21 protein-coding genes are annotated in these 26098 nt (G+C 55.2%); 12 read left to right on the forward strand and 9 right to left on the reverse strand.

The features are described 5' to 3' along the window. Genes RYZ27_RS03350 through lpxB form a run of 7 tightly spaced genes read left to right on the forward strand, consistent with a single transcriptional unit; the run spans position 1 to position 8180 of the window. On the forward strand, positions 1-1173 hold the full coding sequence (locus RYZ27_RS03350) for a M50 family metallopeptidase (protein ID WP_406680945.1): 1173 nt from the start codon (positions 1-3) through the stop codon (positions 1171-1173). A gap of 27 nt (positions 1174-1200) precedes the next feature. After that, a complete protein-coding gene (gene bamA / locus RYZ27_RS03355) occupies positions 1201-3741 on the forward strand; it encodes an outer membrane protein assembly factor BamA (RefSeq protein ID WP_406680946.1) in 2541 nt (846 codons plus the stop codon). 24 nt (positions 3742-3765) lie between these two features. Continuing rightward, a complete protein-coding gene (locus RYZ27_RS03360) occupies positions 3766-4365 on the forward strand; it encodes an OmpH family outer membrane protein (RefSeq protein ID WP_406680947.1) in 600 nt (199 codons plus the stop codon). A gap of 17 nt (positions 4366-4382) precedes the next feature. Next, on the forward strand, positions 4383-5387 hold the full coding sequence (gene lpxD / locus RYZ27_RS03365) for a UDP-3-O-(3-hydroxymyristoyl)glucosamine N-acyltransferase (protein WP_406680948.1): 1005 nt from the start codon (positions 4383-4385) through the stop codon (positions 5385-5387). After that, positions 5387-6178, forward strand: coding sequence for an acyl-ACP--UDP-N-acetylglucosamine O-acyltransferase (gene lpxA, locus RYZ27_RS03370; protein WP_406680949.1), 792 nt, complete (start codon positions 5387-5389; stop codon positions 6176-6178). Before lpxD ends, lpxA begins: the two co-directional genes overlap by 1 nt. Positions 6179-6189: 11 nt before the next feature. Beyond that, complete coding sequence (locus RYZ27_RS03375) at positions 6190-7032, forward strand: LpxI family protein (RefSeq protein ID WP_406680950.1); 843 nt, start codon at positions 6190-6192, stop codon at positions 7030-7032. Beyond that, on the forward strand, positions 7032-8180 hold the full coding sequence (gene lpxB / locus RYZ27_RS03380; RefSeq protein WP_406680951.1) for a lipid-A-disaccharide synthase: 1149 nt from the start codon (positions 7032-7034) through the stop codon (positions 8178-8180). The genes RYZ27_RS03375 and lpxB overlap by 1 nt, the downstream gene beginning before the upstream one ends. Here lpxB and gltA read toward each other — a convergent pair. Together gltA and gltX are read right to left on the reverse strand one after the other, a co-directional pair. Continuing rightward, positions 8177-9478 (reverse strand): citrate synthase, encoded by a 1302-nt coding sequence (gene gltA / locus RYZ27_RS03385; RefSeq protein WP_406680952.1) that lies wholly within the window; start codon positions 9476-9478, stop codon positions 8177-8179. The two genes, lpxB and gltA, sit on opposite strands and share 4 nt — an antisense overlap. A 46-nt stretch (positions 9479-9524) precedes the next feature. Further along, positions 9525-10985: a glutamate--tRNA ligase gene (gene gltX, locus RYZ27_RS03390; RefSeq protein ID WP_406680953.1), complete on the reverse strand. Its 1461-nt coding sequence runs from the start codon at positions 10983-10985 to the stop codon at positions 9525-9527. Between the two features lie 30 nt (positions 10986-11015). On the opposite strand from gltX, the gene RYZ27_RS03395 reads away from it, so the two are divergent. Further along, entirely contained in the window at positions 11016-13121 is a 2106-nt protein-coding gene (locus RYZ27_RS03395) for a ComEC/Rec2 family competence protein (protein WP_406680954.1), read from the forward strand. On the opposite strand, the gene lexA is transcribed toward RYZ27_RS03395, so the two are convergent. The 7 genes from lexA to RYZ27_RS03430 form a co-directional block, all read right to left on the reverse strand. Next, entirely contained in the window at positions 13109-13789 is a 681-nt protein-coding gene (gene lexA / locus RYZ27_RS03400; protein ID WP_406680955.1) for a transcriptional repressor LexA, read from the reverse strand. The two genes, RYZ27_RS03395 and lexA, sit on opposite strands and share 13 nt — an antisense overlap. A gap of 92 nt (positions 13790-13881) precedes the next feature. Then, on the reverse strand, positions 13882-14256 hold the full coding sequence (locus tag RYZ27_RS03405; protein ID WP_406680956.1) for a TfoX/Sxy family protein: 375 nt from the start codon (positions 14254-14256) through the stop codon (positions 13882-13884). A gap of 214 nt (positions 14257-14470) precedes the next feature. Continuing rightward, positions 14471-15721: a serine hydrolase domain-containing protein gene (locus tag RYZ27_RS03410; protein ID WP_406680957.1), complete on the reverse strand. Its 1251-nt coding sequence runs from the start codon at positions 15719-15721 to the stop codon at positions 14471-14473. Then, positions 15721-16209, reverse strand: coding sequence for a hypothetical protein (locus RYZ27_RS03415; protein ID WP_406680958.1), 489 nt, complete (start codon positions 16207-16209; stop codon positions 15721-15723). The genes RYZ27_RS03410 and RYZ27_RS03415 overlap by 1 nt, the downstream gene beginning before the upstream one ends. Next, entirely contained in the window at positions 16210-17370 is a 1161-nt protein-coding gene (locus RYZ27_RS03420) for an acyl-CoA dehydrogenase family protein (protein ID WP_406680959.1), read from the reverse strand. Between the two features lie 68 nt (positions 17371-17438). Continuing rightward, positions 17439-18938: a DEAD/DEAH box helicase gene (locus RYZ27_RS03425; protein WP_406680960.1), complete on the reverse strand. Its 1500-nt coding sequence runs from the start codon at positions 18936-18938 to the stop codon at positions 17439-17441. A gap of 265 nt (positions 18939-19203) precedes the next feature. Continuing rightward, on the reverse strand, positions 19204-19809 hold the full coding sequence (locus RYZ27_RS03430) for a superoxide dismutase (RefSeq protein ID WP_406680961.1): 606 nt from the start codon (positions 19807-19809) through the stop codon (positions 19204-19206). Positions 19810-19873: 64 nt separating this feature from the next. On the opposite strand from RYZ27_RS03430, the gene RYZ27_RS03435 reads away from it, so the two are divergent. The 4 genes from RYZ27_RS03435 to RYZ27_RS03450 all read left to right on the forward strand — a co-directional run bounded on the left by RYZ27_RS03435 (position 19874) and on the right by RYZ27_RS03450 (position 26097). Continuing rightward, the gene (locus tag RYZ27_RS03435; RefSeq protein ID WP_406680962.1) at positions 19874-20518 is read left to right on the forward strand and encodes a squalene/phytoene synthase family protein; all 645 of its coding nucleotides are present in this window, start codon (positions 19874-19876) and stop codon (positions 20516-20518) included. Between the two features lie 119 nt (positions 20519-20637). After that, positions 20638-21966: a TolC family outer membrane protein gene (locus RYZ27_RS03440; protein ID WP_406680963.1), complete on the forward strand. Its 1329-nt coding sequence runs from the start codon at positions 20638-20640 to the stop codon at positions 21964-21966. 42 nt (positions 21967-22008) lie between these two features. Beyond that, entirely contained in the window at positions 22009-22743 is a 735-nt protein-coding gene (locus tag RYZ27_RS03445) for a DUF2497 domain-containing protein (RefSeq protein WP_406680964.1), read from the forward strand. 195 nt (positions 22744-22938) lie between these two features. Further along, the gene (locus RYZ27_RS03450) at positions 22939-26097 is read left to right on the forward strand and encodes a valine--tRNA ligase (protein WP_406681755.1); all 3159 of its coding nucleotides are present in this window, start codon (positions 22939-22941) and stop codon (positions 26095-26097) included. Position 26098 lies beyond the last annotated feature (1 nt).

Here is a 26098-nt window from a genome sequence, read left to right on the forward strand (position 1 = left end):
TTGGGCGAGATACTCAGTCAGGGGCCGCTATTTATCCTGAGCCTGGCCTTCATGCTTGGCGTGGTTGTCACGATTCATGAGCTTGGTCATTATTGGGCTGGGCGTTGGGCCGGGGCTGCTGTTGAATCCTTCTCAGTCGGCTTTGGTAAATCGATTTTTGAGCGCAAGGATAAGCGTAATACGCGCTGGCGAATCAATTGGATTCCGCTGGGTGGTTTCGTGAAATTTGTTGGCGAGAGCCAGTTGCCAAATGATGTTGGTAAGGTTGAACAAGGCCCGATTGGTAAGGCCTATTATGAGATTGGTCCGGGAAAGCGAGCGTTCATTTCGGTTGCCGGGCCTTTAGCGAATTTCATCCTCGCGATTCTGCTGTTTGCGATGTTCTTCAGCCTGCGCGGTGTTGAGTATTATGATGTCGCAGTTGCTGGGGTTAGCGAGGATATGCCCGCCGCCGAAGCGGGTTTCGAAGTTGGCGATGTGATCACGCACCTGGAGGGTGAACGCCTGCGCACCGTTGAAGATTTAATGGCAGTGACATCGATTTCTTCAGGGCGGTCACTCGATATGACTTTGCGCAGAGATGGGGAGTTGATTGAAACTTCGGTGACGCCAATCCGCGTTACACGCCCGAATGCGTTAGGTCAGATTGTACCGCAAGGGACAATCGGCATTGTCCCGCTCCCCATGGCCGGGACGATTGAGTTTGAGCAAGTTGGCCCCTTCACAGGGCTCTATAAGGGCGTGATTCAGACTAAAATTACCCTGGAACGAACAACGACGATGCTTAGCCGGATTGTTACCGGTCATGAGCCTGTTGCGTCCTTGAGTGGCCCCGTGGCGATTGGCGATGCAGGACGACGCGTTGTGAATATCACACTGGGGAATGAGCAGGTTCCACTTGGTCAGCGCTGGTCCAATCTGTTCTGGACGATGGTGCAGCTTTGCGCAGCGATTTCAATCGGTCTCGGATTCTTCAATATTCTGCCCTTCCCGATCCTGGATGGGGGACACATTGTTGGGTGTGCTTACGAAGCCGTAACTGGACAGCGTGTGCCCGAGCGGGTCACGGAATACGTGTTGCGAGCCGCGCTTGTAGTGATATTGACGCTGTTCGTGTTCATTACATGGGGTGACATTATCGAGACGGGCCTGTTTAACACGACAACGGGATAGGGGTCCCGTCAGGAGGAGTTAAGTTTTATGCGTAGTGTTTTTGCCGCAGCCTTAATGGCCTCTGGTGCGGTTCTGTCTTTTACGGGCCTGTCTACGCCGACAGCCGTTGCTCAGGAAGGGGAAACGATTCGATCTATCATCGTTGAGGGCAATCAACGGATCGATGACCGTACCATCCAATCATACCTCTTGGTTGAGCCCGGAGATATCTTTGATCCTGACCGGATCGACCTCTCGCTGAAAACACTCTTTGCAACCGGCCTGTTTGCCGACGCGACGTTCGACAAGTCTGGTTCTGATCTGGTTGTGCGTGTGGTTGAGAACCCGATTATCAACCGCGTCCTTTTTGAAGGAAATAGCAGCCTTGACGATGACAAGCTGCGTGAAGAGATTCAGGCGGCGCCACGTGGGATCTTTACGGCTGCGCGGGTGCAGGCCGACGTCCAGCGTATTCTTGAGCTTTATCGCCAATCTGGTCGTTTCTCAGCGACTGTGGAGCCGCAATACAAACCCCTGGAGCAAAACCGCGTCGATCTGGTTTTTGTGATGACAGAGGGCCCTGTGACCGGGGTTCGGGCGATTAACTTTATCGGCAATGAAGAGTTTTCCGATCGCCGTTTGCGTAGCGAAGTGGTGACCAAGCAATCGCGCTGGTGGCGCTTCTTCAGCTCGAATGACAACTATGATCCGGGGCGCCTTGAGTTCGATCGGGAACTGCTTCGCCAATTCTATCAAAACCGCGGATACTATGATTTCCGCGTTGTCTCCGCGGTGGCGGACCTGACCCCGGACCGTGAAGACTTCTATATCACCTACACGATCGAAGAAGGCGAGCAGTACACCTTTGGTGAAGTGAATGTTGAGACCCAGCTCGACAAGCTCGATTCCGATATTCTGCGCCGGATTGTACCCTTCCGCGATGGCGACCTGTTCCGCGGCGATGCGATTGAAGACACGATTGATTCGTTGACCTTTGCCGCTGGTATCGCTGGCTATGCTTTCGTTGATATTACACCGCGGCTTGAGGCCGACCCGGAAACCAACAAGGTCAACGTGACTTTCGCGATTGATGAAGGTCCACGCGTCTATGTCGAGCGGATCAATATTATCGGGAATACGCGAACGCTTGATCGCGTGATCCGACGCGAGCTGCGCGTGGTTGAAGGCGATGCGTTTAACCGGGTTCTGCTGGATCGCTCCCGTAACCGGGCGCGGGCGCTTGGCTTCTTTAAAGAGGTTGAGATTACCGAGCGGCCAGGGTCCAAGCCGGACCGTACCGTGGTGGATATTGCTGTGCAGGAACAACCGACGGGGGAGTTGTCCTTCTCAGCTGGCTTCTCGTCTGTTGATGCTTTCCTGATCGATGTTTCAGTATCCGAACGTAACCTGCGTGGGCGCGGCCAGACCGCTGTTGCGCGAATCTCAGCGTCTGATCGACAGCAATTGGTCGATGTCCGGTTCCGTGAGCCGCGTTTCCTTGATCGCAACCTGTCCGCGGGGATTGACGTCTTCTCAACCCGGTCAGATTTTCTGGATGTGTCCAACTTCGAGACCCAGACCATCGGTGGTGGCTTGTCGCTAGGCTTTCCATTGACCGAGAATACGAGCCTTGGCTTCCGTTACCGTTTGCAATCGGACGAGATCAATGTTCGGGATTTGCCAATCATTATCAATGAGGATGGGACCTTTGTCTCCAGCCGCATACAAACGGCTGGTGCAGATACCCCCGACGACTTTAGTGATGATCAGTTTCGAGGCGTGACTTCTGAGGATGTCGGTACGGGTGAGTTGCTCGTGGACCAATGTGATATTCGTTATAGTCAACGCAATACGCTGTGCCGTAGTGAGCGGGCCGATATTGCCTCTATCGTCGGCTATAGTTTCAATTGGGACCGCCGGAATGATCCGATTGCCCCAACTGGCGGTTTTGACATGTCGATCAGTCAGGATTTTGCCGGGGTTGGCGGTGATGTGACTTACTTCCGGACAGAAGCTACCGCTGCGACTTATCGGGGCATCTTCAAGGGCGTTCGTGCGAGTGTTCGTGTGTCAGGGGGCTTTATCGATGAGCTTGGTGATGAGGAAGGTGTGCGGATTAACAACCGCTTCTTCCGCGGCGGTTCCTCGTTCCGGGGCTTTGATGTGGCTGGCCTTGGCCCCCGCGAAATTCTAGTGCAGATCAATAATGAGACCGGCGAAGAAACACTGCTACAGTCTGGGAATTCTCTCGGTGGCCGGGCCTACTGGCAGACGACAGGTGAGCTGACGATCCCGAACTATCTACCAGAAGAGTATGGTATCGATACGTCTCTCTTCATTGAGGCAGGCAGTGTTGGCCTCTTGGATCAGGATACGGATTTCGATCCGCCTAGCATTACCGGCGTTGGCACGGATACAACGCAAGTTCTTGTTACACGCGATGACTTAAGCTTGCGGGCGTCAGCTGGCTTGTCTGTCGGTTGGGACTCGCCGTTCGGTCCGATCCGTTTTGATTTCTCGCAAATCCTCTCTCGTGAGGATTATGACCGTACTGAAACTTTCCGTTTTAGTACTCAAACCCGTTTCTAAGAATTCCTCACAGGAGAACCTCTCATGTTGTCTATCCGAAGTGCACTCTTTGCGCTCTGTTGTGTATTTGCGGTTGGTAGTGCGACCGTTGTAGCTCCCGTTGCTGAAGCTCAAGGCACGAAAATCATTGTGATCAATCAGGCGAAAATTTATGCTGACAGTCGTTCCGGCAAGGATATCGAGACCAAGATCGATAATATTGAGCGCTCCATGCAGGCTGAATTGAAGCCTGCGGCTGATTCCTTGAAAACCCAAGGCGACGCTCTGCGTCCTCGCCTGGAAGGGAAAACCCAAGCTCAATTGGCTGCTGATGCTGCCTTGATTCAGGAGTTGCAGGCATTTGAGCAACAGGTCGCCCAGCATCAGCGTAACCAGCAGATCAAAGCGGCAGAGCTGCAGGCAACCATTCGTAAGGCCCGCGCAGATTGGGCACAGGCCCTCGAGCCTGTCCTTCAGGAAGTCATGACCGAACAAAATGCTGAAATCATGATGTCGCGTAATGATCTGGTATTTGCAGCATCAAATGTTGATGTGACTGCAGTGGTAACCTCAAAGCTCGACGCCAGAACACCAAGCATTGCCGTTGTACGTCAGCGCTTGCCACAGCAGCCTGCAGCTCAGTAATAACGACGGGGGGGCTGATGCCTGTCGACCTGCGATTCTATGATTTTCACGGTGAGCAAACGCTTGAGGCGCTTTGCTCATCCTTGGATGTGCGGATTGCAGGTGATGCCAGCCGCCTCGTATCGGGTGTTACCGCTGCGCACCTTGGTGGACCCGGTGACATTGTCTTCTTTGAAGGCAAGCCTGCTGATGCTGCGAAGGTAAATCCAGCCGCGACCGCGTGTTTTACAACTGAGGCTCTTGCCGAACATTTACCTCAAGGGCCTGTGCCCCTGATCTGTGATGCTCCGCGCCGCACACATATGGCGGCAGGGCGGCTGCTCTTTACGCGTAAGGACTGGACCGCAGAAGGCGATGCCCCCGCGATCCACGAGACGGCGCAGGTGGCCCCGAACGCTGTTATCGGTGCCGGGGCAGCGATTGGCCCGCGAACAATTGTTGGCCCCGGGGCGGTTATCGGACCGGGGGTGCAGATCGGTCATGATTGTGTGATCGGTCCAACAGCGACGGTCCAATGTGCCCTGATTGGCAATCACGTTAAAATCTATGCCGGGGCACATATTGGCGAGACCGGCTTTGGCGTTCTGTTTGGGTCGGAAGGCCCAGAGGATATTACCCATTGGGGGCGTGCTATCCTGCAGGATCATGTCACGGTTGGGGCCAGCACATGCGTTGATCGTGGTGTGTTTGAGGACACGATGATCGGTGAGCGGACCAAGCTCGATAACATGGTCCAGATCGCTCATAATGTTATTATTGGCCGTAATTGCCTGTTTGCCAGCTTCACGGGGATTTCCGGCAGCACAGTCGTTGGTGATGGCGTCATCATGGGCGGACGGGTTGGTATCGCAGATCATCTGGAAATTGGTGATGGAGCGATCCTGACGGCTGATGCCGGTGTGATGAGCAATGTTCCAGCGGGTGAAACCTGGGGTGGTCGGCCGGCGAAACCTTTCCGGCAATTCCTTCGCGAGGTTGCCTGGGTGCAAAAACAGGTGAAGCGCGTTAAGAAGCCGTCCTGATGAGTGTAACGATCCACCCCACGGCCATTGTTGAAGATGGCGCAAGCCTTGGCACGAATGTTACTGTGGGGGCTTATGCCCATGTTGGGGCAAACGCGAGTATTGGTGATGGATGCCATATCCATCCCAAAGGTATGGTGGTTGGGCGCTCGACGCTTGGCGAAAATGTGCAGGTCCATCCCGGCGCTGTGATTGGCGGAGCACCGCAGGTTCTGGGCTATCAGGATAGTGAAGAGTCACGTCTTGAGATTGGCGACCGCACGACCCTGCGTGAGCATGTGACTGTGCATAGCGGTTCTCCGGAGCATGGCGGTCTGACCAAGATTGGCAGTGATTGTTATTTCATGTCTCATACCCATGCGGCCCATGACTGCGTGATTGGAGACAAGAATGTCATCGCCAATAACACTCATATTGGCGGGCATGTGACGACGGGTGAGCAAGTCTGGATGGGGGGCGCTTGCGCCATCCATCAATTCTGCCGGATCGGCGATCATGCCTTTGTTGGTGGCGGGTCTATTCTGGTTGCGGATGTGATCCCGTTTGGCTCAGTTGTGGGTAATCATGCGCATCTGGCCGGACTAAACGTTGTTGGCCTGAAGCGGCGCGGATTTTCCAGAGAGACGATTAAGGCCATTCGGGCGGGCTATCGCATGCTCTATGCTCGCGAGGGGACGTTTACCGAGCGGCTTGAGGACACGGCACGGACGTTTTCTGATGTGGCTGAAGTCATGCAGATCGTTGATTTCATTCGCAATAATAAGAACCGGGCCTTGTGCCTGCCACGCTAGGAGGTGGGGCGATGACGTCACCTCTCGGATTGATTGCGGGCCTAGGTGAACTGCCCGTACAGATTGCTCAAGTGGCCACTGATCGCGAGCAGGGTGTCTATATCTTGCGCCTGAAAGGCTTTGAGGAGCCTGCGCTCGCAGAATACCCCGGAGAGGTGGTTGGCATTGCTGAAGTAGGCCGCATCCTGAAAGCGTTCAAAAAAGCTGGCTGCCAGCAAGTCTGCTTTGCCGGGATTGTAAAGCGCCCGGATTTCAAGGCCTTGAAGCCTGACCTTAAGGGGATGTCGCTATTGCCTAAAGTGCTCAGTGCGGCACGTAAGGGGGATGATGCGTTGCTGCGTGTCTTGGTGGAAACGTTTGAAGGCGAGGGCTTTGAAGTGATCGGAGCGGACGAAGCTGCTGGAAATCTGAAGGCGGGTGGTGGCTTGCTTGCTGGTGAGCAACCCGATGAGGCAATGCTTGATGACCTTCGCAAGGGGGCGGCGATTGCCAGCGCAGTTGGACGGCTCGATATTGGTCAGGGCGCAATTGTTTGCGATGGTCTGGTTCTCTGCGTTGAGGCGCAGGAGGGAACCGATGCGATGCTCGCGCGCTGCGCAGAGCTTGATCCGAAACTCCTGGGCACGGCGCAGGCCCGGCGCGGCGTACTGGTTAAGCGACCAAAGCCGATACAGGAACGCCGGATTGATTTGCCGACAATTGGGATTGCCACACTTGAAGGTGCGGCACGCGCAGGGCTTGCCGGGATTGGGGTTGAGGCGAATGGCGCCTTGCTGATCGGCGGCGAAGCTCTGGTCCGACGCGCAGAGGAGCTTGGTCTCTTCCTCTATGGCTTTCCAGAGGATTGGGACTGATGGCCAAGGTCTATATGGTGGCCGCTGAACCCAGTGGGGATGTGCTGGCCGCCGAAGTGATCGATGAGTTGCGGGCTTTGCAGCCTGATATAGAGATTGTCGGTATTGGCCGGGAAGCGATGGTAGCGCGAGGTCTTGTCTCACCGATCGATACGACGCCGCTTTCGATCGTCGGGATATTTGATGGCCTGAAAGTCTACGGCACGGTTCTGAAACTGGTTGAGGCCGCGACTGAGGCGATTATTGAGGCCGCGCCGGATGCGGTTGTGCTGGTCGATAGCTGGGGCTTCATGGTGCGTGTGGCAGAACGTGTGCGCGCACGTGCGCCGCAGATCAAACTGATCAAACTGGTCGGGCCACAGGTTTGGGCGACGCGGGCTGGCCGGGCCAAGAAGCTCGCGGCAAAAGTCGATCACCTGATCTGTATCCATCATATGGAAACGCCGTTCTATGAACCGCATGGTTTGCCCGTAACGGTCATGGGCAATCCGGCTTTGCAGCGGGCTGAGAAAGGCGATGGTGCGCGCTATCGCAAGGCTGCCGGGATTGCAGACGATGCCGAGATCTTGCTGGTCCTGCCGGGTAGCCGCGGCAGTGAGCTAAGGCGGGTTTCACCAACTCTGGTGGAGGCGGCAGCGCAGATCAAAGCAGAGCGGCCTGAAATTGAAGTCGTTTTTGCTCCTGCGCCGTCTATTCGTGATGGGTTTCTCGATGCTAACCCTGAGATTGAAACGATTGGCAGGGTTGCGGCCGTCGATGCCAATCAAGCTGATCTCATGTCCGCAGCAACGCTAGCGCTGGCCTGTTCCGGCACGGTGACGAGTGAGTTGGCGGTGCAAGGCACACCGTTTCTAGTTGGCTATAAGGCTGGGTGGCTAACCTGGGCTGTGGCGCGCTTCATTCTGTTCAAGCCCGACCATATAACACTGCTCAATATTGCCGCCGATGATACTGAAATTGCGCCTGAATTTGTCCAAACCAAGTTTACGCCAGCGAACTTAGCTGGAAAGGCTTTGGGCTTGTTGTTTGACCGCAGCGCCCTAAACGCTCAGGTTGACGCGCAAAACAAAGCCCTCTCCCACATGGCAGGAGAGGGCGATGAGAAAGCTCAGCTGATTGCCGCCAAAGCAATACTGGCAGCGCTCTAGCGCTGGCTGATCGGCACGAAGTCGCGCTTCGCAGCACCGGTATAGATCTGGCGTGGGCGGCCAATGCGCTGCGTTGGATCTTCGATCATTTCGTTGAGCTGTGAGACCCAGCCAACGGTCCGGGCAAGGGCGAAGAGGACCGTGAACATTTCGGTCGGGAAGCCCATCGCATCAAGGATGACACCAGAATAGAAGTCGACATTTGGATAGAGCTTCTTGGACTTGAAGTACTCATCCTCAAGCGCGATGCGCTCCAGCTCCTTGGCGACGCGCAGAACTGGTGTGTCGATGCCCAGTTCATCAAGCACTTCGTGCGCGGTTTTCTGCATCACGGTCGCGCGTGGGTCATAGTTCTTGTAAACGCGGTGGCCAAAGCCCATCAGGCGGAACGGATCATTCTTATCCTTCGCACGCTCGATAAATTCAGGAATGCGATCAACGCTGCCAATTTCGCGCAGCATGTTGAGGCAGGCTTCATTCGCGCCGCCATGGCTTGGTCCCCAAAGACAGGCAACACCGGCTGCAACAGCAGCATATGGGTGAGCGCCAGATGAGCCAGCCAGACGAACGGTCGAGGTCGAGGCGTTTTGCTCGTGGTCAGCATGCAGGATGAAAATCTTGTCCATCGCGCGCGCCAGCGTTGGGCTGACCTTGTAAGGCTCAGCCGGAACAGAGAAACACATGCGCAGGAAGTTCTCTGCATAGCCAAGCTCGTTCAGTGGATCGACGAAAGGCTGGCCCTGTGTGTACTTGTAAATGCGCGCAGCCAATGTCGGCATTTTCGCAATCAGACGGATATAGGCAAGGTTGCGCTCTTCCGGATCGGAGCTGTCCATGGCTCCGGGATAGAAGGCTGACATCGCGCCAACTGTACCGGTCAGCATCGCCATTGGGTGACTGTCACGGCGGAAGCCATCAAAGAAGCTGTCCATCTGTGTGTGCAGCATGGTGTGCTGGGTGACGCGGCCAGCAAACTCGCTGAATTCAGGCTGGGTTGGCAGCTCGCCATTCAGCAAGAGATAAGCGACTTCGAGAAAGCCAGACTGGTCGGCCAATTGGTCAATCGGGTAACCACGATGAAGCAGGATGCCTTCTTCGCCATTGATAAAAGTGATCTGGCTTTCGCATGACCCAGTAGATGTAAAGCCAGGGTCGAGGGTAAAGACGCCTGCATCTGCATAAACGCGTTTAACATCGACCACATCAGGTCCGTGTGTGCCGCTTAGAATTGGAAGTTCAACGGTTGTCCCTTTGACTTCAAGTTTCGCGGTTCCAGTTTGTTTCGTCTTGTTGATCATTTCAGCCCTCTTGCGTGTCTCAATATCTCTTTGCGTGCCGACCCCTTTAGGCCAGCAAGTGTTTGTCTATCCGCGCCAGCACCTCCTCGCGGCCCAGCCATGTCATAACCGGCGCGAGGTCAGGGGCGGGCAATCCGCCGGTCAGTGCCGCCCGTAAGGGTGGACCGACCTGTCCCATAGATAGTGTGTGCGCCGCACAATACGACTCCAGCACATCTTGCAGCGCATCAATAGTCCAACTTTCGGATTGGTCTAGTGTTATACGAAGATTTGAAAGGTGCGTGAGGCCATCTTCGCGCAGTGCTTTGCGTGCCTTCTTGTTCAAGTTATCGCTGTTACTGTCCCACAGGAAGCGACAAGCCTCTGCCAATTCAGGGAGTGTATTGCCACGCTCTTTCACGGTCCGCAGCGCAGCTTTGAGCCGGGTTTCCACCGTATCGGTCAGGTCTGTCAGCTTGGCGATTTCCGGCTTGAGCAGGTGCAGCAAATGTGTCTCGTCTGCGGCGCGAATGAAATGGGCATTCACATCATTCAGCTTGTCAAAGTCCAGCCGGGCAGGGGCTTTGTTGAGGCCACTGAGATCGAACACTGCGGCCGCTTCGTCCATCGTGAAAATTTCCTGATCACCATGGCTCCAGCCAAGGCGCAGAAGGTAGGCATTCATCGCCTCTGGCAGGTAGCCCATATCGCGATATTCCAGTGTCGATTGCGCGCCGTGGCGCTTGGACAATTTCGCGCCATCAGGGCCGTGGATCAGCGGTACATGAGCAAATTCGGGGATATTCCAGCCCATGGCTTGATAGATTGGCACTTGCCGGAACGCATTACGGAAATGATCATCCCCGCGAACGATATGTGTGACGCCCATATCATGGTCATCGACGACGACGGCGAGCATGTAAGTTGGAGAGCCGTCAGCACGAAGCAGGATCAGGTCATCAATCTCGCTTGATTTGATCGAAACCTCGCCTTGCACATGATCGCGCACGGTGATCGTGTCTGCATCTGGAGCCCGCAGGCGGATCGTATAAGGCGCATCCGGGTTTGGTGGTGGCGCGCCATCGCGATACGGCGAGCGATAGGGCGCGAGCAGAGCGTCGGCTTCAGCGCGTAGGCTGGCGCGCGCTTCATCACTTAGGCCGTCTGCTTTGGCCTCTTTGCGCTTGGCCTCCCCGGCTTCGCGGCGTTTCTGTAGCTCTTCCATGGTCGTGTAGCAGCGAAAGGCAGAGCCAGCCTCAACCATCGCCAGGGCAACTTCGACATGGCGGGCTTCACGTGCGCTCTGGAAAATCGGGGCCTCATCAGAGATCAGGCCGAGCCATGCCATTCCGTCCAGAATTGCCTGTGTGGCCTCTGGGGTGGAGCGGGCTTTGTCAGTGTCTTCGATGCGAAGCAGGAATTTGCCCTTGTGTCTTTTGGCGAAAAGCGCATTGAATAGAGCTGTCCGGGCGCCGCCAATGTGCAGCATGCCAGTGGGCGAGGGGGCAAAGCGGGTGACTATAGTCATGAGGTCTGAAAACCGTCTTGTAACTGGGCCGTGATCGGATTTGGCCCGGTTGAACACGCTGTATCCTCTGAACGCAAGGGGGCGCAGCGTCTCAGCGCTGTATTTCATGGTCTGGGGCGGCTCATAGACCTGGATGGTCGCAAGCCTCTGGTCTTCGCTCTATTCATGTGTGGCGGTGCAGCGACCTATTTCACCCTGGCATTTGAACCAGACCTGACAGTGGTGATTATACTATTCCTACTGGCGCTTGGGATATGGCGTGTTTGTGCCAGCCGTTCGGGCTTTGCCTTGATCGGGTTGATGCTGCTTGGGATCGTAACAGGACTATTAGCGGGAAAACTAGCCACGGTTCGTGTTGCGCACCCAACACTGCAAACTGCGCTTGGTCCTGTGATGATTGAAGGATGGGTTGAGGAAGTTGAACCGGGCGATAAAGGGCCACGACTGCGCCTGCTTGTCCATGCGATTGATGGGTTGGATGCCAGCCAAGCCCCCCGCCATGTTCGAGTCACACACCGCTTAAGCCTTGAGGTGGAAGCCGGGCGCTTTGTGCGTTGCTGGGTGGTGTTGCGCCCGCCGCCTGCCCCCGTAATGCAGGGCGATTACACGTTTGACCGTCAGGCCTGGTATGAGGGGCTTGGGGCCGTGGGGTATGTGCAAGGGCGCTGCCGGGGCGGAACGCTGGGCTTACCAGAGCGCCAGCTTGACCGATTGAACTTGAGCATTGCCAAGATGCGTCGACAGCTTGCGCATTATGTCTATGACGCTGCTGGTGCCCGCGCTGGTGGATTTGCGGCGGCTGTCTCTTCCGGTGATCGCAGTTTCATGGCGGAAGCTGACAAGGAAGCTTTGCGAGGGTCTGGGCTGGCGCACCTTCTAGCGATATCCGGTCTGCACATGGGGATCATAGGCGGCCTGATCTACGTGATGGTTTGGCGCGGTCTGGCGTTGATTGAGCCGTTGGCGTTGCGTATTGCTGTGCGCAAACCTGCTGCCATAGCGGCGCTAAGCATGAGTTTTGTCTATCTCATTTTGTCGGGAGCCAGCGTTTCGACACAACGTGCGTTCATCATGGCATTGGTCTTTTTCGGGGCGATTATATTTGACCGCGCCGCACTCTCACTCAGGTCATTGGCGATTGCGATGATCATTGTGGTCGTCCTTGCACCATGGAGTGTTTTGACGCCGGGGTTTCAGATGTCCTTTGCCGCGACCGGTGTTCTGGTCATGACCTATGAGGTCTGGCAGAGGCGACGTCGTGAGGAGGGGCGCGGCCTCAATGGTGGGGCGTGGTTCTGGACAAAGTCCATTGTGGTGACATCGCTGGTGACCAGTCTGGCGACCGTACCGTTTGCTTTATACCATTTTGATCGCATGGCCCCTCTGGGACTGATCGCCAATGTGTTTGCGATGCCCATCGTTTCTCTGATCAGTGCGCCTTTAGCTGGGCTTGCTCTAGTCGCGGCACCATTTGGGTTGGCCGATTGGCCGCTTCGTCTATTCGGTTGGTCGCTTGAGGCCATTTTGTGGATTGCAGAAGTGTTTTCTGATGCTGATGCTATTAGCGGGAGCGTTGGTAAACAGATGCCGGAAGCGGCCTTGGTCTTGCTGAGTCTTGCTTTGATCCTGGGGATTATTGCGCGAGGTTGGCGGGCGCGTGCGGCCCTAGGTGGTGGTTTAATCGGCCTTGGCTGCCTGGTATGGTGGTTCAGCCCAGGTGTGATCCTGCACTGGGCACCATCCGGAGAGGTTTTCTTGATTAGTGGGCAAGAGGGTCCGCAGCGGATTGCTTTTGCAGATGGCGCTGGGCTTGCCCCGCTCCGGTATAGTGAAGCTCGAGTAACCGAGGATTGCACCCAAAAAGTGTGTCGCATTAGCCATCTTGGGTACGAGATAGTTTTGATCGGGGAAGGGCAAAGAAGAGAATGTTCTCAAATCGCGGATGCAGATTTAGTCCTATGGGATAATCAGGCCGCACAGAGTGCCTGTCGCGTCCAGTCCGTCACATTCCAGAAAGTGCTTCAAACCAATGGCCTGTCACTCCGTGATAGTGAGACAGGCCTTATCGAACTTAAAAAACCAGATTGTCGGGCACGTCCATGGCGCACGTGCCCTGACCCTGACTATGCCTCGTAACGCCGGACCAAGGCAACAAGCTTGCCTTGGACGCGAACCTGATCCGGTCCAAAAATGCGCGTTTCATATGCCGGGTTTGCCGCTTCAAGCGCAATCGAGTTCCCTTTCTTACGAAGTCGCTTCAGGGTGGCCTCCTGTTCCTCAACCAGGGCAACGACAATATCACCGCTTTGCGCATCATCGGCATAGCGCAGGATGACAATATCGCCTTCGAGGATGCCAGCATCGATCATCGAATCGCCTTTGACCTCGAGCGCATAATGCTGTTCTGGGTCCCCGAGGTCACTCGGTGGAGAAACTCGGTCAACCTCGTGCTGGATCGCTTCAATTGGAACACCCGCGGCAATGCGTCCGAGCACGGGGATAGAACCCTTCGCCATTTCGGGTGTCGCTGTGCCTACAACACTTGGGCGGAAAGCCTGACGGCCACGTGGCGGCGCCGTTGGCGTAACGGAATCGGGCATTTTGAGCACTTCAAGAGCGCGTGCGCGATTGGGCAAGCGCCGGATAAACCCGCGTTCTTCCAAAGCGACAATGAGGCGGTGAATGCCGGACTTGGACGCAAGATTCAGCGCCTCCTTCATTTCATCAAAACTGGGGGAGACGCCGTCTCTTTTGATCCGTTCATGGATGAAAAGAAGCAGTTCTTTCTGTTTTGAGGTCAACACGGGCGCAGCTCCAGTTTTATTTCTGTTCCTGCTTTGTTTATTCGTGTTCTGTTCTCATGTCAAACGCGCATCTAAAAAAGCGGTCTAGACCCTTATAGTGGGCGGCGGCGAGGAGATTTCACTTTTGCCCTGCGGGATTCAATCGCAACAGCAAGTGCTTTTTGTCCCCAATCAGTGGCTTCTTCAGGATCATCTAGAGCGTTTACAGGCATGGATAAGTAGCTCATCTGAAGTGTCTGGCCAGTTGTTGGGTTTGTCCATTCAAAGGGTTGTGCGCCTTCTGCTTCAAGGTCTGCGCGGAGCGTCTCATCAGCCTTGATATAAATTTGATCGCCATCAAGCAGAGCAAACATGTCTTCGCCTGCGTAAACGCCAGCCCCGCCAAACATCTTTCGTATCCGTATGCGGCCCAGTTTTGCGAAAAGGTCTTCCACGTAATTATGGAATGGGTTGTCCATTCTTGTCATCGCTATCCTCCGTAGGGGCTCAATTCTGTACGCGCTTTTTTACGACCAAGCGGGGCGATGAGCCTTCCGCGACGATAGATGGTTGTTTTTTTCGTTGCGGCAAGTCTGACAGCGCTGGCACACAGCGGTTTTGGCAATTTTATCCTGTTCTGCGGATAAAACTGCCTCTGGCCGCTAGCGTGAAATGCTGATCAAGCGAGCAGATATGTCCCGTTTACCAGTCAATCGCCGCATAGACGAGTTGTTGGTATTGTGGACGGATCGGGTAGCAGCCAGTTGGGATCATTTGGGTGGCCTGAATGGCGATCAGTTCTTCAACTGGATCGATCCAGAAGAAGGTATTGGCAAGGCCACCCCAGCTAAACGTGCCGATCGAACCCGGTGTCAGCGTGTCGGCAACATCAACCAGGGTTGATCCGCCAAGGCCAAAGCCGTTGCCCTCCATGCGTGCCTCAGAGAACGTCTTGTCGCCCATCTCCTTGATGGTCTTGCCTTCCGGCAGGTGATTGAGGCGCATGAACTCAACCGTTTTCGGGCTTAGTAAGCGATGGCCATTGAGGCTGCCACCTTGCAGCAGCATCAGGCAGAACTTGTGATAATCGCGCAGGGTCGAAACAAGGCCGCCGCCAGCGTTCAAGAGCTTTGGTTGCTTCGTATAGGCTTTGCTATCAGCGCCTGGCCCATCGGTCATGCTGACCTCACCGGTAAGCGGATCTTTGGCATAGCAGGCCATAAGCCGATCAAGCTTGCTTTCAGGAACGAAGAAATCCGTATCATCCATACCAAGCGGGCCAAAAATGCGCTCACGGAAGAAGACGTCCAGCGTCATGCCGCTCGCAACTTCAACGACGCGGCCGAGAATGTCGGTCGAATGGCCATAATTCCATTGATCGCCCGGCGAGAAGAGTAGGGGCAGCTTTGCGATACGGGCACACATTTCGCCCAGAGTTTCCCCTTCGCCCTCGCCCAGCAATCCGATTTTCTCCCGGCGATAGAGTGCATCGACTTCATGCTGGAGCAGGAAGCCATATGTCACCCCGGTCGTGTGGGTAAACGCGTCGCGCACAGTCATCGCTCGATCCGGCTTACGAGTCTCATAATTCAGGAGATCACCGCCGACCCAGACTTCAGTGTCGGCAAACTCAGGAATGTATCGCGCAATTTCATGATCGAGGCGGATCACGCCCTCATCATGCAGCATCATGGCCGCCACCGAAGTGATTGGTTTGGTCATGGAATAGATACGGAAGATGGTATCGGCATTGATCGGGGTTGTGCCACCAAGCTCTGTATGCCCGCGATAGGATTCATGAACGATCTGGCCATTACGGGAGACCATTGTGGCCATGCAGGGCAGCTTGCCATCCTTGAGGTAGGCTTTGTCGAAATAGTCCGGGATAAAGTCGAGGCGATCCTGGTTCAGGCCAACATCGGCAGGGGACAGGTCGTGTTCAGTATCGGGCATTACTCAGGTTCTCTCTTATCGTTCAGCATGGGCGGTTCATATGTTTCATCAACCGCGTCTACAGGCAAAGTTGCACCAAAAGTGCTGTACACGACGATGATCGCTTCAGCTGGAGAAATTGTGAACACGCCTCCTTCGGCGTCTTTCCACTGCTGATAGCCTTTCTCGAAATCTGTGCTTTCTTCCATGTCTATGCTGACTTTATCAATCAGGCTGGCAGTAAGCGTCTTTCTAGAAAAAGGCATATGGCCGATCCTGCCGCCTACCATTTGACCATCAGGTCGCATCATGAACGGTATAGGGTAGATGCTGACATGCACAATTGCTCCTGTAGTGCTATCTTCTATCTTTCTAATGTAGAGCTTTGTTTGCTCCAGCGGTGCATCTTTGAATGTCCATACATCGCCGACTTCGATCTGACTGTCCGCATGTCCCGATATCGCAAGACTAGCAAGCGAGAGAAAAAATCCGACGACAAGTGCATGCATCTAGATTTCCCCTCGTTTTGCCGCACGGGATAATTCGCGGGCAATGATGATTTGCTGGATTTGTGTCGTCCCTTCATAGAGGCGGAAAATGCGCGCGTCACGAAAGAAACGCTCCACACAATAATCGGCGACATATCCAGCGCCGCCAAACACCTGAACAGCGCGGTCGGCAACGCGGCCAACGGCCTCTGAGGCAAACATTTTGCAGCAGGAGGCCAGCATCGTGACATTCTCACCGGCATCGCGTTTGCGGGCCGCGTCCAGGATCATACAGCGCGCGGCATAGGCTTCGGCCTGACTGTCGGCAATCATTGCCTGAATGAGCTGATGCTGCATGATGGGTTTGCCGAACTGCTCGCGCTCCATGGCATAATTGACCATCTCGCTGATCAAGCGATCCATCATGCCGGTACAGACCGATGAGATATGCAGGCGCCCTTTATCAAGGACGCTCATCGCGACTTTGAAGCCTTCCCCTTCGCCGGCGATCCGCATGTCGCCATCAATTCGGGCATTATCGAAGTTGACGTCGCAAATCTGTGCGCCCTGCTGACCCATTTTCTTTTCCGGCTTCCCAACCGAGAGCCCCGGCGTATCACGCGGAACAATAAAGGCAGAGACGCCTTTCGCGCCCGGTTCATCTGGGTCCGTGCGCGCCATAACCGTAAATAGGTCGGCAACATTGGCATTGGTGATGTAACGCTTGTTACCGTTCAGGACATAGCCATTGCCATCCGGGGTCGCCTTGGTTTTCAGGCCGCCGGCATCTGATCCCGCTTCTGGTTCGGTCAGCGCGAAGGAGGTGATGATGTCGCCGCTGGCAATGCCGGGCAGGTAGGTGTTTTTCTGCTCTTCGGTTCCGAACAGGACCAGGGCCTGGCTACCAATCCCGATATTGGTCCCGGCCGCAGAACGAAAAGCCGGGGATGTCCAGCCAAGCTCAAACCCGACAAGACATTCGGTTTCCATATCAAGGCCAAGACCACCATATTGCTCAGGCACCGCTAGACCAAACAGGCCAAGCTGCTTCATTTCGTCAACGATCTCACCTGGAACCGCGTCGTCTTCCGCGACTTTTGCTTCTGCCGGGACACAGATTTCACGCACAAAACGGCGGACCTGCTCAACCAGCGCGTCACGAATTTCGGGATCAAATGCCATAGGGAATCTCCTGTTATGGCAAGCATAGCGGAAGCGCCCTGACTACCCAACCGTGACGGAAGGTCAGCCTATTTCAAGAATGCCGGGATGTCGTCGCCGAAGCCTTTGGTGCCGGGGGTGTCTTTGGCCGGTTCCAGGATCAGGTCGTCATCGGGACGTTTATAGTCGCGGCGGCCACGTTCGCGCTTTGGACGATCTGATTTTGTTTCGGTTTTTGCCGGTTTGTCCTGACGCTCAGACGTCTCTTCGGATTTTGCCGAATCATCTATTTTCGCAGCTTTGACTTCTGTTTCAGAGTGATCACGTCGACCACGGTTGCGTCCACGCCCTTCGGAACGATCCCCGCGTCGGCCACGGCTGCGTCCTCGGCCTTCATCCCTGGGAAGCTCTTCGAGCTCCTCAGCGAGGCCCTCCAGCGTGTATTCTTCGATGTCTTTCTTGATCAGCATCAAGACACCGCGCCAGCCTTTTTCGTCGTCTGGCCCGACAAGGGTGAAGCTCTCACCGCTACGCCCAGCACGGCCTGTGCGGCCAATGCGGTGAACATAGTCTTCGTCACGAACAGGCGGGGCATAATTGAAAACATGACCAACATCCGGGACATCAAGACCGCGTGCAGCAACGTCTGAAGCGATCAGGAGTTGCAGATCGCCTTCGCGGAACCGATCGAGGGTCTTCATCCGCTCTGATTGCGGTAGATCGCCGTGAATCGGGGCGGCGGAGAAGCCATGCTTGGTCAGCGATTTGGCGACAATGTCGACTTCACGCTTGCGGTTACAGAAGACGATGCCATTCACAACCTCGCGGCTTTCAATCACGCGGCGCAAGGCCGTGCGCTTGGCTTTGTCATCGCCGCGCGCAAGCTTGACCACATGCTGGGCAATTGTATCGGCGGTCTGGGACTGGCGAGCGACCTCGATGCGAACCGGGTCTTTCTGAAAGGTCTTGGCGAGCTTCGCGATCGGCTTGGGCATCGTCGCAGAGAAAAGCAGGGTCTGACGCTTGGGCGGCAGGAGTGAACAGATTTTTTCAATGTCCGGAATGAAGCCCATATCCATCATGCGGTCGGCTTCATCAATGGTGAAAACCTCAACGCCGGTTAGCAGGATTTTGCCGCGCTCAAACTGGTCGATCAGGCGGCCGGGTGTCGCGATCAGAACATCAACGCCGCGCATCAGCAGCTTTTCCTGATCCTTGAAGCTGACCCCGCCAATCAGCAGCGCCATGGTGAGCTTCAGATCCGTGCCATACTGCTCAAAGTTTTCTGCAACTTGGGCCGCGAGTTCGCGGGTCGGGCACAGAATCAGGCTGCGGGGCATGCGTGCGCGAGCCCGGCCTTTGGCCAGGCGATGCATCATGGGCAACGTGAAGGCTGCGGTTTTGCCGGTTCCGGTTTGCGCAATGCCAGTGACATCGCCGCCATTCATGATCACGGGGATAGCTTTGGCCTGAATTGGCGTCGGGTGGGTATAGCCAGCCTTGTCGATTGCGCTCTGGATGCGCGGGTCGAGGCTTAGCTCAGCAAATGTTGGTACGGTGTCTTCGGGTGTTTCTGTTTGTTCAGTCAAAATAGGGTCCGGTGTTTCAGGTTACTTAAGTCGGTGACGCCCCGAATGGGCGGGTCTGCCGACTTTGAGTCCCTGTGCCGGCGAACATGTTGCGGCGCACATAACGCAAAAAAGCCCGCCTTGCTAGGCGGGCTTTGTAGTCTTGGGTTTTAAGCCGCGTAGGAAAGCGGTGCAGGCCTGATCGTTTTGGCCGTCGCTACGAGCCCTGCCGGGCCTTCTTCGGCTTTATTTGATCCGCTGGATCAAATAATCGCTATGCGACCGCCTACGAAGCATCTGCAAGATTCTGGTTGGCGAAATCCCAGTTGACCAGATTATCAAGGAAGCTCGCCATATAGTTTGGGCGGCTGTTCTGATAGTCGAGATAATAGGCATGCTCCCAGACATCCATGGTTAGGAGCGGGGTGACACCTTCCTCGGTCAGAGGGGTTTCGGCGTTGGGCGTTTTGGTGATGGACAGCTTGCCATCCTTTAGCACCAGCCAGGCCCAGCCTGATCCGAACTGACCGCCACCGGCAGCTTTGAACTGGGTAGCAAACACATCATAAGATCCAAAATCACGATCAATCAGTTCAGCAATCTTGCCAGTTGGTTTGCCGCCGCCGCCGGGTTTCATGGAGTGCCAATAGAAGGTGTGATTCCAGACCTGCGCCGCATTGTTGAACAAGCCAGCTTGTGTCGCGTCACCTGCGGAGGCTTTGACAATCTCTTCAAGAGATGCTGTCGCGTGGGCTGTACCTTCAATCAGCTTGTTAAGGTTGGTGACGTACGCATTGTGGTGTTTTCCATGGTGGAAATTTAGCGTGTCTTCTGAAATGTGCGGGGCAAGGCCGTCGCGGCCATAGGGAAGCTCTGGTAGATCGAAAGCCATAGCGGGGTCTCCTTAGACAAAAAGTAACTGTTTCGCATGAGCGCTTGCCACACATATGGGTTCCATGACCAGTCCTGCCAGTCCGATTTCCAGAGAAGTTCTTGCCCGCGTTGATGACCTTGTCCGCAAGGTTGATGAAGAGCGCTGGCTTTCCAGCCGCTATGCATCGGCCGATAAACGCAACACCTTAATGGCATTGTATGCGTTTAACTATGAGCTTGCCCGTGTGCGGGTGCAGGTCAATGAAGCTGGTTTGGCAGCGATTCGCTTTCAGTGGTGGCGAGATGCTCTGAACGGAGAGTATGACGGCAAGGGAATCGATACGGTCGACGCTGTGCGTGCCTGTCTGGGACAGGGTGGCTTACGTGCGTCTGATCTTAATATACTGATTGATCGGCATGAAAATGCCTATGATCAGAAGGACCGTGCTTTGGAGCCGGAACGTCGGTTGACCCGCTTGGCCGCCTATATTCTGGCGCCAAGCCATGGTTGGGGGCAGGGGATTGAAGCGCTCGCATCACACTGGGCGGCTTTGCGCCGTGGTGAGACCGTTGGACCTGGGCCGATTGTCGAGAAGGTTCCGCCTGGTATTCGTCCGGCGATTGCTCACTTCCGATTGCGCCATGCCTGGGCAAAAGATGAGAAGCGATCTGGTCGGCTTTTTGTGCGCTGGACCATATTACGCGGTGTGATGACGGGACGGGTCTGATAATTATCATTGTAGCAAAAGCGGTGAACACTGTTCACTTTTTTGTAATACCAACCTATCTACCTCTCTGTAATGGAATGGAGTTCGCATCCATGGGTACGAAAAAGCACACAGTTTTAATGGCTTCTCTCTGTCTAGCGCTGGCTTGCATGCCTGCAGGCGCAGAAACCTTGAAGGATGCTCTGCAGGCTGCTTATTTGCAAAATCCGCAACTTGAGGCCCAGCGTAAACAGACCGCTCAGGCGCAAGAGCAGCTTGCCCAGGCTCGTGCCCAAAGGCGCCCGCAAGTCACAGCATCGGCATCTTATGGGTATGAGTCGGTCGATACGAATCGGCCTTTTGCGTTCAATAATGGGGATCAGCCTGTCTCAACAGCTCAGCTGCAAGCGACGGTTCCTGTCTATACGGGCGGACGTATTGCGTCCGGCATTCGACAGGCAAAAGCTGGCATCAACACTGCTAATGCCCAACTCGAAGGGGCAGGGCAGGATCTGATATTGCAGGTGATTACGGCCTATGTTGATGTGCTTCGTGATCGCGAGACGATTAGCATTCGCGAGAACAGTGTCGCGCTTCTGGAAGAACAATTGCAGGCTGCGCTAGATCGGTTTGAGGTTGGTGTTGTGACACGCACGGACGTTGCGCAATCTGAAGCGCGGCTGGAAGGCGCAAGAGCATCTCTGGCTGCTGCGCAAGCCGCATTGGAGGCCAGTGAAGCGGGTTATGCCTTTCTGGTCGGACAATCAGCCGGTGACCTGGAAACGGTCCCACCAGCGCCGATTTTACCTGAAACCATCGATGAAGCTCTACAAGTCGCGCTTAATCAGAACCCGGATCTGGAAGCATCGCGCTTTAATGAGACAGTCGCCGCTGAAGGCGTGAAGTCTGCCTATAGCGCGCTAAAACCAACAGTTTCGATCGTTGGGACAGCGTCGCGTTCCGATACCTATGATGACAATTTCCGAGACACGTCCGTTACGGCTGTTGCGCAGGCCAGTGTACCGCTTTTTGAGGGTGGGTTGAGACGCAGTCAGGTTCGTGCCGCGAAACTGCAGAGAGATTCTGCGCGGTTTCAGACTGATAATGTTGAACGTCAATTGCGGGCACAGGTCGCGCAGGCCTTTTTCGGGCATCAGGCGGCTTTGAAATCGATTGAGGCGTCCCAAAGACAGGTTGAGGCTGCCGAGATTGCTTATGAGGGTGCCCAGGAAGAACTCGCGGTTGGGGTAAGAACGACACTTGATGTTCTTGACCAGGAACAGCAATTGCTGGAAGCGCGGCTCAATCTGATCCGGGCGCAGCGTGATGCATATGTTGCCGCCCATCAATTGCTTCGTGCTATGGGGGGCTTGGAGCTAGACCGTCTACAGCTGGATGTCGTGGCCTATGATCCAGATAATTATGGTGAGTTTGTCAGGCGTAATTGGTTGTTAACCGACACAGAATAGCAAATACTAACTGAAGTAGGAACGCTAACGGGGTTAACGGATATGGCCGAGAAGGCTCAGCAAGAACCAACGATGGAGGAAATCCTATCCTCGATCCGCAAGATCATTTCCGATGATGGCCCAGCTCAGGATACGCCTTCGGCAGGTGAGGCCCCGGCAGAGCCAGCTGGTTTCCAGATGCGTGACGAGGATGCAGGTGACCTTGATGATCTGTCCTTTGATGATGAGGACACGTTTGAGCCGACCTTGCCGGAAAATGAATCGGATATGCTTGATGCTTTGACGGCTGAAGCCGAGGTGACAGCCGCGGATGTTTTTGAAGCCATTGAGGAACCAAGCCTTGAAGCCTTTGATGAACTGCCACCGCTCGATGACCTAAGCAGCTTTGATGTTCAAGAGCCTCAGGATGAAGGCGTCGTTGAGGCACACGCTTTTGAGGCCCCAGAGCCAGAACCACAGCCTGAACCGATGACATTCGAGATTGAGGCCCCAGAACCTGAGCCTGTGGAAATCCCAAGTTTTGCAGAGGAGCCCGCCCCAATGGCCAGTTCGTCCCTGACTGATGACAAGATTGCTGATGCTGCTGCTGGGTCACTTAGCAAGCTGCTCTCGAAGGTTGAGTTTGGCGAAGAGGCAGGTGGCAACAATACAATTGAGGGCCTGGTCCGCGAAATGCTGCGGCCAATGCTAAAGGAATGGCTGGATGAGAACTTGTCCGGCATTGTCGATCGTCATGTGGAAGCTGAAGTGAAGCGGATCTCCCGCAGAGCTGGCTAGAGTTCAAGTTTAGGTCCACCCGCTCCCCCTGCCCAACCACCCCAAGGGTAACCTATGCGGGCGGTTGGGCAGGGGGAGCAGGTGGATAAGCAGCCAAGACTGCTAGACCCTGATCCACAAGCTGTTAAAGAACACAGGGCGCGCCAGCCACTGGCGCGCCTTTTCTTTTATTCCAAGACCGACCGGACCGATACGATGATCGACCAACGCTTTGACCCGAAAGACCATGAGCAGCGCATCTTCAAGCGCTGGGAGGAGGCTGGATGCTTTAAGCCTTCTGGTGTGGGTGAGCCCTACGCGATCATGATCCCGCCACCGAATGTGACAGGCAGCCTGCATATGGGGCACGCGCTGAACAACACGATCCAGGACATCCTGTGCCGGTTTGAGCGCATGCGTGGCAAGAATGTCCGCTGGCAGCCGGGCATGGACCATGCCGGGATTGCCACGCAGATGGTGGTTGAACGCAAGCTTGCGGCAAGTGGTGCCAATATCAGCCGCCGGGACATGGGTCGCGAGGCTTTCGTTGAAAAAGTCTGGGAGTGGAAAGAGGAGTCCGGCGGGACAATCCTGAACCAGCTGCGCCGCCTTGGTGCCTCTTGTGACTGGGACAATACCAAATTCACGCTCGATGATGATCTCAACAAGGCGGTGAACAAGGTCTTCGTTGATCTCTATAATGAGGGGCTGATCTATCGCGCCAAGCGCCTTGTGAACTGGGACCCGCATTTCCAGACTGCGATTTCCAATCTCGAAGTCGAGAATAAGGAAGTCGACGGCCATATGTGGCACTTCAAATACCCGCTCGCGGGCGGTGAGACCTACACCTATGTCGAGAAGGATGAGGATGGGAATATCACGCTGGAAGAAGAGCGAGACTATATTTCCATCGCGACGACGCGGCCTGAAACCATGCTGGGCGATGGCGCGGTTGCTGTTCACCCCAGCGATGAACGCTATGCGCCCATTGTCGGCAAATTGTGTGAAATCCCGGTTGGGCCAAAAGAACAGCGCCGCCTGATCCCGATTATTACCGATGAATATCCCGACCCTGATTTTGGCTCAGGTGCGGTGAAGATTACCGGCGCGCATGACTTTAACGACTATCAGGTCGCCAAGCGCGGCAAGATCCCGATGTACGCCCTGATGGATGAGAAGGGCTATATGCGCGCGGATGGCCGCCCGTATGCTGAAGAGGCAGCAGAGGCACAGCAGATTGCCGAAGGGCAGCTCGATTGGGATGAAGCCAAGATTTCAGCCATGAACCTTGTTCCAGAAGCCTATCGCGGGTTGGAGCGGTTTGAGGCCCGTAAGGCAGTGATCGCCGACATTACTGCTGAAGGCAATGCGGTGATGATCGCGGACCCGAAGTGGAAACCAGAAGAGGGCGAGACAGGCGACGCGCCGCTGATCCCATTGGTTGAGAATAAGAAAATCATGCAGCCCTTTGGCGATCGCTCCGGTGTTGTTATTGAGCCGATGCTGACCGACCAATGGTTCGTTGATGCTGAGACGCTTGCCAAGCCTGCGATTGAGGCGGTTCGATCTGGCGAGACCACGTTCGTACCGGAGAATTGGGACCGGACCTATTATAACTGGATGGAGAATATCGAGCCTTGGTGTATCTCCCGCCAACTCTGGTGGGGACATCAAGTGCCAGTGTGGTACGGGCCAGAACTGGGCGAATCTGGAGAGATTTTGGATCCAACGGGCAAAGCTTTTTGTGCTCAGTCTTGGAAACAAGCCCAAGCGCTTGCCGAGGAGTACTACAAGGATCGCACAGGTCGTATGGTTGAAGTTCAGGAGATTCCATTTGTCGATGATGGTATCGGCGGTCGAGCAGAACCTTTGGGCATCGGTATTGGAGCGCTTAACTCAGGGGAAGAGCAGGGAACTTCTGGTGGAGTACATGCTGTCAGGCTGGGGCGTGATCCGGACGTCCTCGACACATGGTTCTCCTCTGCGCTTTGGCCTTTCTCGACGCAGGGTTGGCCGGAAGAGACGGATGCGCTGAAAACCTTCTATCCCGGTGCTGTTCTGGTCACTGCTTTTGACATCATCTTCTTCTGGGTTGCCCGGATGATGATGATGGGCATGAAATTCATGGACGGCGAAGTACCGTTCAAGGATGTCTATATCCACGCCATTGTCCGCGATGAGAATGGTAAGAAAATGTCGAAATCAGAGGGTAATGTTATTGACCCTGTGGACCTGATTGACGGTATCGAGATTGAGCCATTGGTGGCCAAGCGGACAACTGGTCTGCGCCAGCCGGAAAAGGCTCCGAAGGTCGAGAAAGAGACCCGCAAGAAATACCCCAAAGGCTTTGACGCCTATGGCGCCGATGCCCTGCGCTTCACACTTGCGGCCATGGCCACCAAGGGCCGGGACATCAATCTCGCGGTTGATCGCGTTGCTGGATACCGGAACTTCGGAACCAAGCTGTGGAATGCCACCCGTTTCGCTCAGATGAGTGACGCGACTTTTGGGGGTGAGCTTGATCCAGCCACTTTGAAATCGCCGATCAATCGCTGGATCGTCAGTGAGCTTTATACTTGCGCAAATGCAGTCACCGAAGCGATCGAAGACTATCGTTTCAACGACGCGGCGAGTGCGGTCTATCACTATATCTGGGACATTTTCTGTGACTGGTTCATCGAACTATCCAAGCCTGTACTCCAAGGCGAGGATGGCGCGGCGAAGACTGAGACACAGGCGACACTTGGTTGGACGTTGGAGCGGATTTACACCCTGCTGCACCCTTTCTGTCCGTTCATCACGGAAGTCCTGTGGGAACAGACCGGCCAACGCGACAACTTCGTTATGCAACAGGACTGGGTTGGCCTGAAAGGCAGCTTTGAGGATGCAGAGGCAAGCCGTGAACTGCAATGGGTATTGCAGATCGTCTCAACCATTCGCTCCGTTCGATCTGACGTGAATGTACCCGCTGGCGCGAAAGTTCCGGCCAGCCTTGTCGGAGCCAATGAAGAAACGGCGCGCCGTATCGAAGCGCACAGCGATGTCATCTGCCGCCTCGCACGCCTTGAAAAGCTGACGCTTGTTGAGCAAGCGGCAACCGGCGCGGTGAGAAGCGTTGTCGATGAAGCGACGATCGCACTTGAAGTAGCTGATTTTGTTGACCCAAGCGCGGAAGTTGAACGCCTGACCAAACAGCTCGATAAGCTGAAGAAAGAGATTGGCGGCTTGAACGGTCGTCTCTCGAATGAGGCTTTTGTCGCCAAGGCCCCTCCGGAAGTTGTTGCAGAACAGCGCGAAAGACTGTTGGATTTGCAAAGGACAGAAGCCAAGCTTCTGGCCGCAAAGGAACAATTGTCTGAACTCTTGGGAGGCTGAT

The organism is Hyphomonas sp. FCG-A18, assembly GCF_045287255.1.
Lineage (GTDB): Bacteria > Pseudomonadota > Alphaproteobacteria > Caulobacterales > Hyphomonadaceae > Henriciella.

Excerpts from the sequence above, each read along its gene's own strand:
- bamA (WP_406680946.1), top strand. The coding sequence starts at position 1,201 with ATGCGTAGTGTTTTTGCCGCAGCCTTAATGGCCTCTGGTGCGGTTCTG.
- RYZ27_RS03360 (WP_406680947.1), top strand. The coding sequence starts at position 3,766 with ATGTTGTCTATCCGAAGTGCACTCTTTGCGCTCTGTTGTGTATTTGCG.
- lpxD (WP_406680948.1), top strand. The coding sequence starts at position 4,383 with ATGCCTGTCGACCTGCGATTCTATGATTTTCACGGTGAGCAAACGCTT.
- lpxA (WP_406680949.1), top strand. The coding sequence starts at position 5,387 with ATGAGTGTAACGATCCACCCCACGGCCATTGTTGAAGATGGCGCAAGC.
- RYZ27_RS03375 (WP_406680950.1), top strand. The coding sequence starts at position 6,190 with ATGACGTCACCTCTCGGATTGATTGCGGGCCTAGGTGAACTGCCCGTA.
- lpxB (WP_406680951.1), top strand. The coding sequence starts at position 7,032 with ATGGCCAAGGTCTATATGGTGGCCGCTGAACCCAGTGGGGATGTGCTG.
- gltA (WP_406680952.1), bottom strand. The coding sequence starts at position 9,478 with ATGATCAACAAGACGAAACAAACTGGAACCGCGAAACTTGAAGTCAAA.
- gltX (WP_406680953.1), bottom strand. The coding sequence starts at position 10,985 with ATGACTATAGTCACCCGCTTTGCCCCCTCGCCCACTGGCATGCTGCAC.
- RYZ27_RS03405 (WP_406680956.1), bottom strand. The coding sequence starts at position 14,256 with ATGACAAGAATGGACAACCCATTCCATAATTACGTGGAAGACCTTTTC.
- RYZ27_RS03410 (WP_406680957.1), bottom strand. The coding sequence starts at position 15,721 with ATGCCCGATACTGAACACGACCTGTCCCCTGCCGATGTTGGCCTGAAC.
- RYZ27_RS03415 (WP_406680958.1), bottom strand. The coding sequence starts at position 16,209 with ATGCATGCACTTGTCGTCGGATTTTTTCTCTCGCTTGCTAGTCTTGCG.
- RYZ27_RS03420 (WP_406680959.1), bottom strand. The coding sequence starts at position 17,370 with ATGGCATTTGATCCCGAAATTCGTGACGCGCTGGTTGAGCAGGTCCGC.
- RYZ27_RS03430 (WP_406680961.1), bottom strand. The coding sequence starts at position 19,809 with ATGGCTTTCGATCTACCAGAGCTTCCCTATGGCCGCGACGGCCTTGCC.
- RYZ27_RS03435 (WP_406680962.1), top strand. The coding sequence starts at position 19,874 with ATGACCAGTCCTGCCAGTCCGATTTCCAGAGAAGTTCTTGCCCGCGTT.
- RYZ27_RS03440 (WP_406680963.1), top strand. The coding sequence starts at position 20,638 with ATGGCTTCTCTCTGTCTAGCGCTGGCTTGCATGCCTGCAGGCGCAGAA.
- RYZ27_RS03445 (WP_406680964.1), top strand. The coding sequence starts at position 22,009 with ATGGCCGAGAAGGCTCAGCAAGAACCAACGATGGAGGAAATCCTATCC.
- RYZ27_RS03450 (WP_406681755.1), top strand. The coding sequence starts at position 22,939 with ATGATCGACCAACGCTTTGACCCGAAAGACCATGAGCAGCGCATCTTC.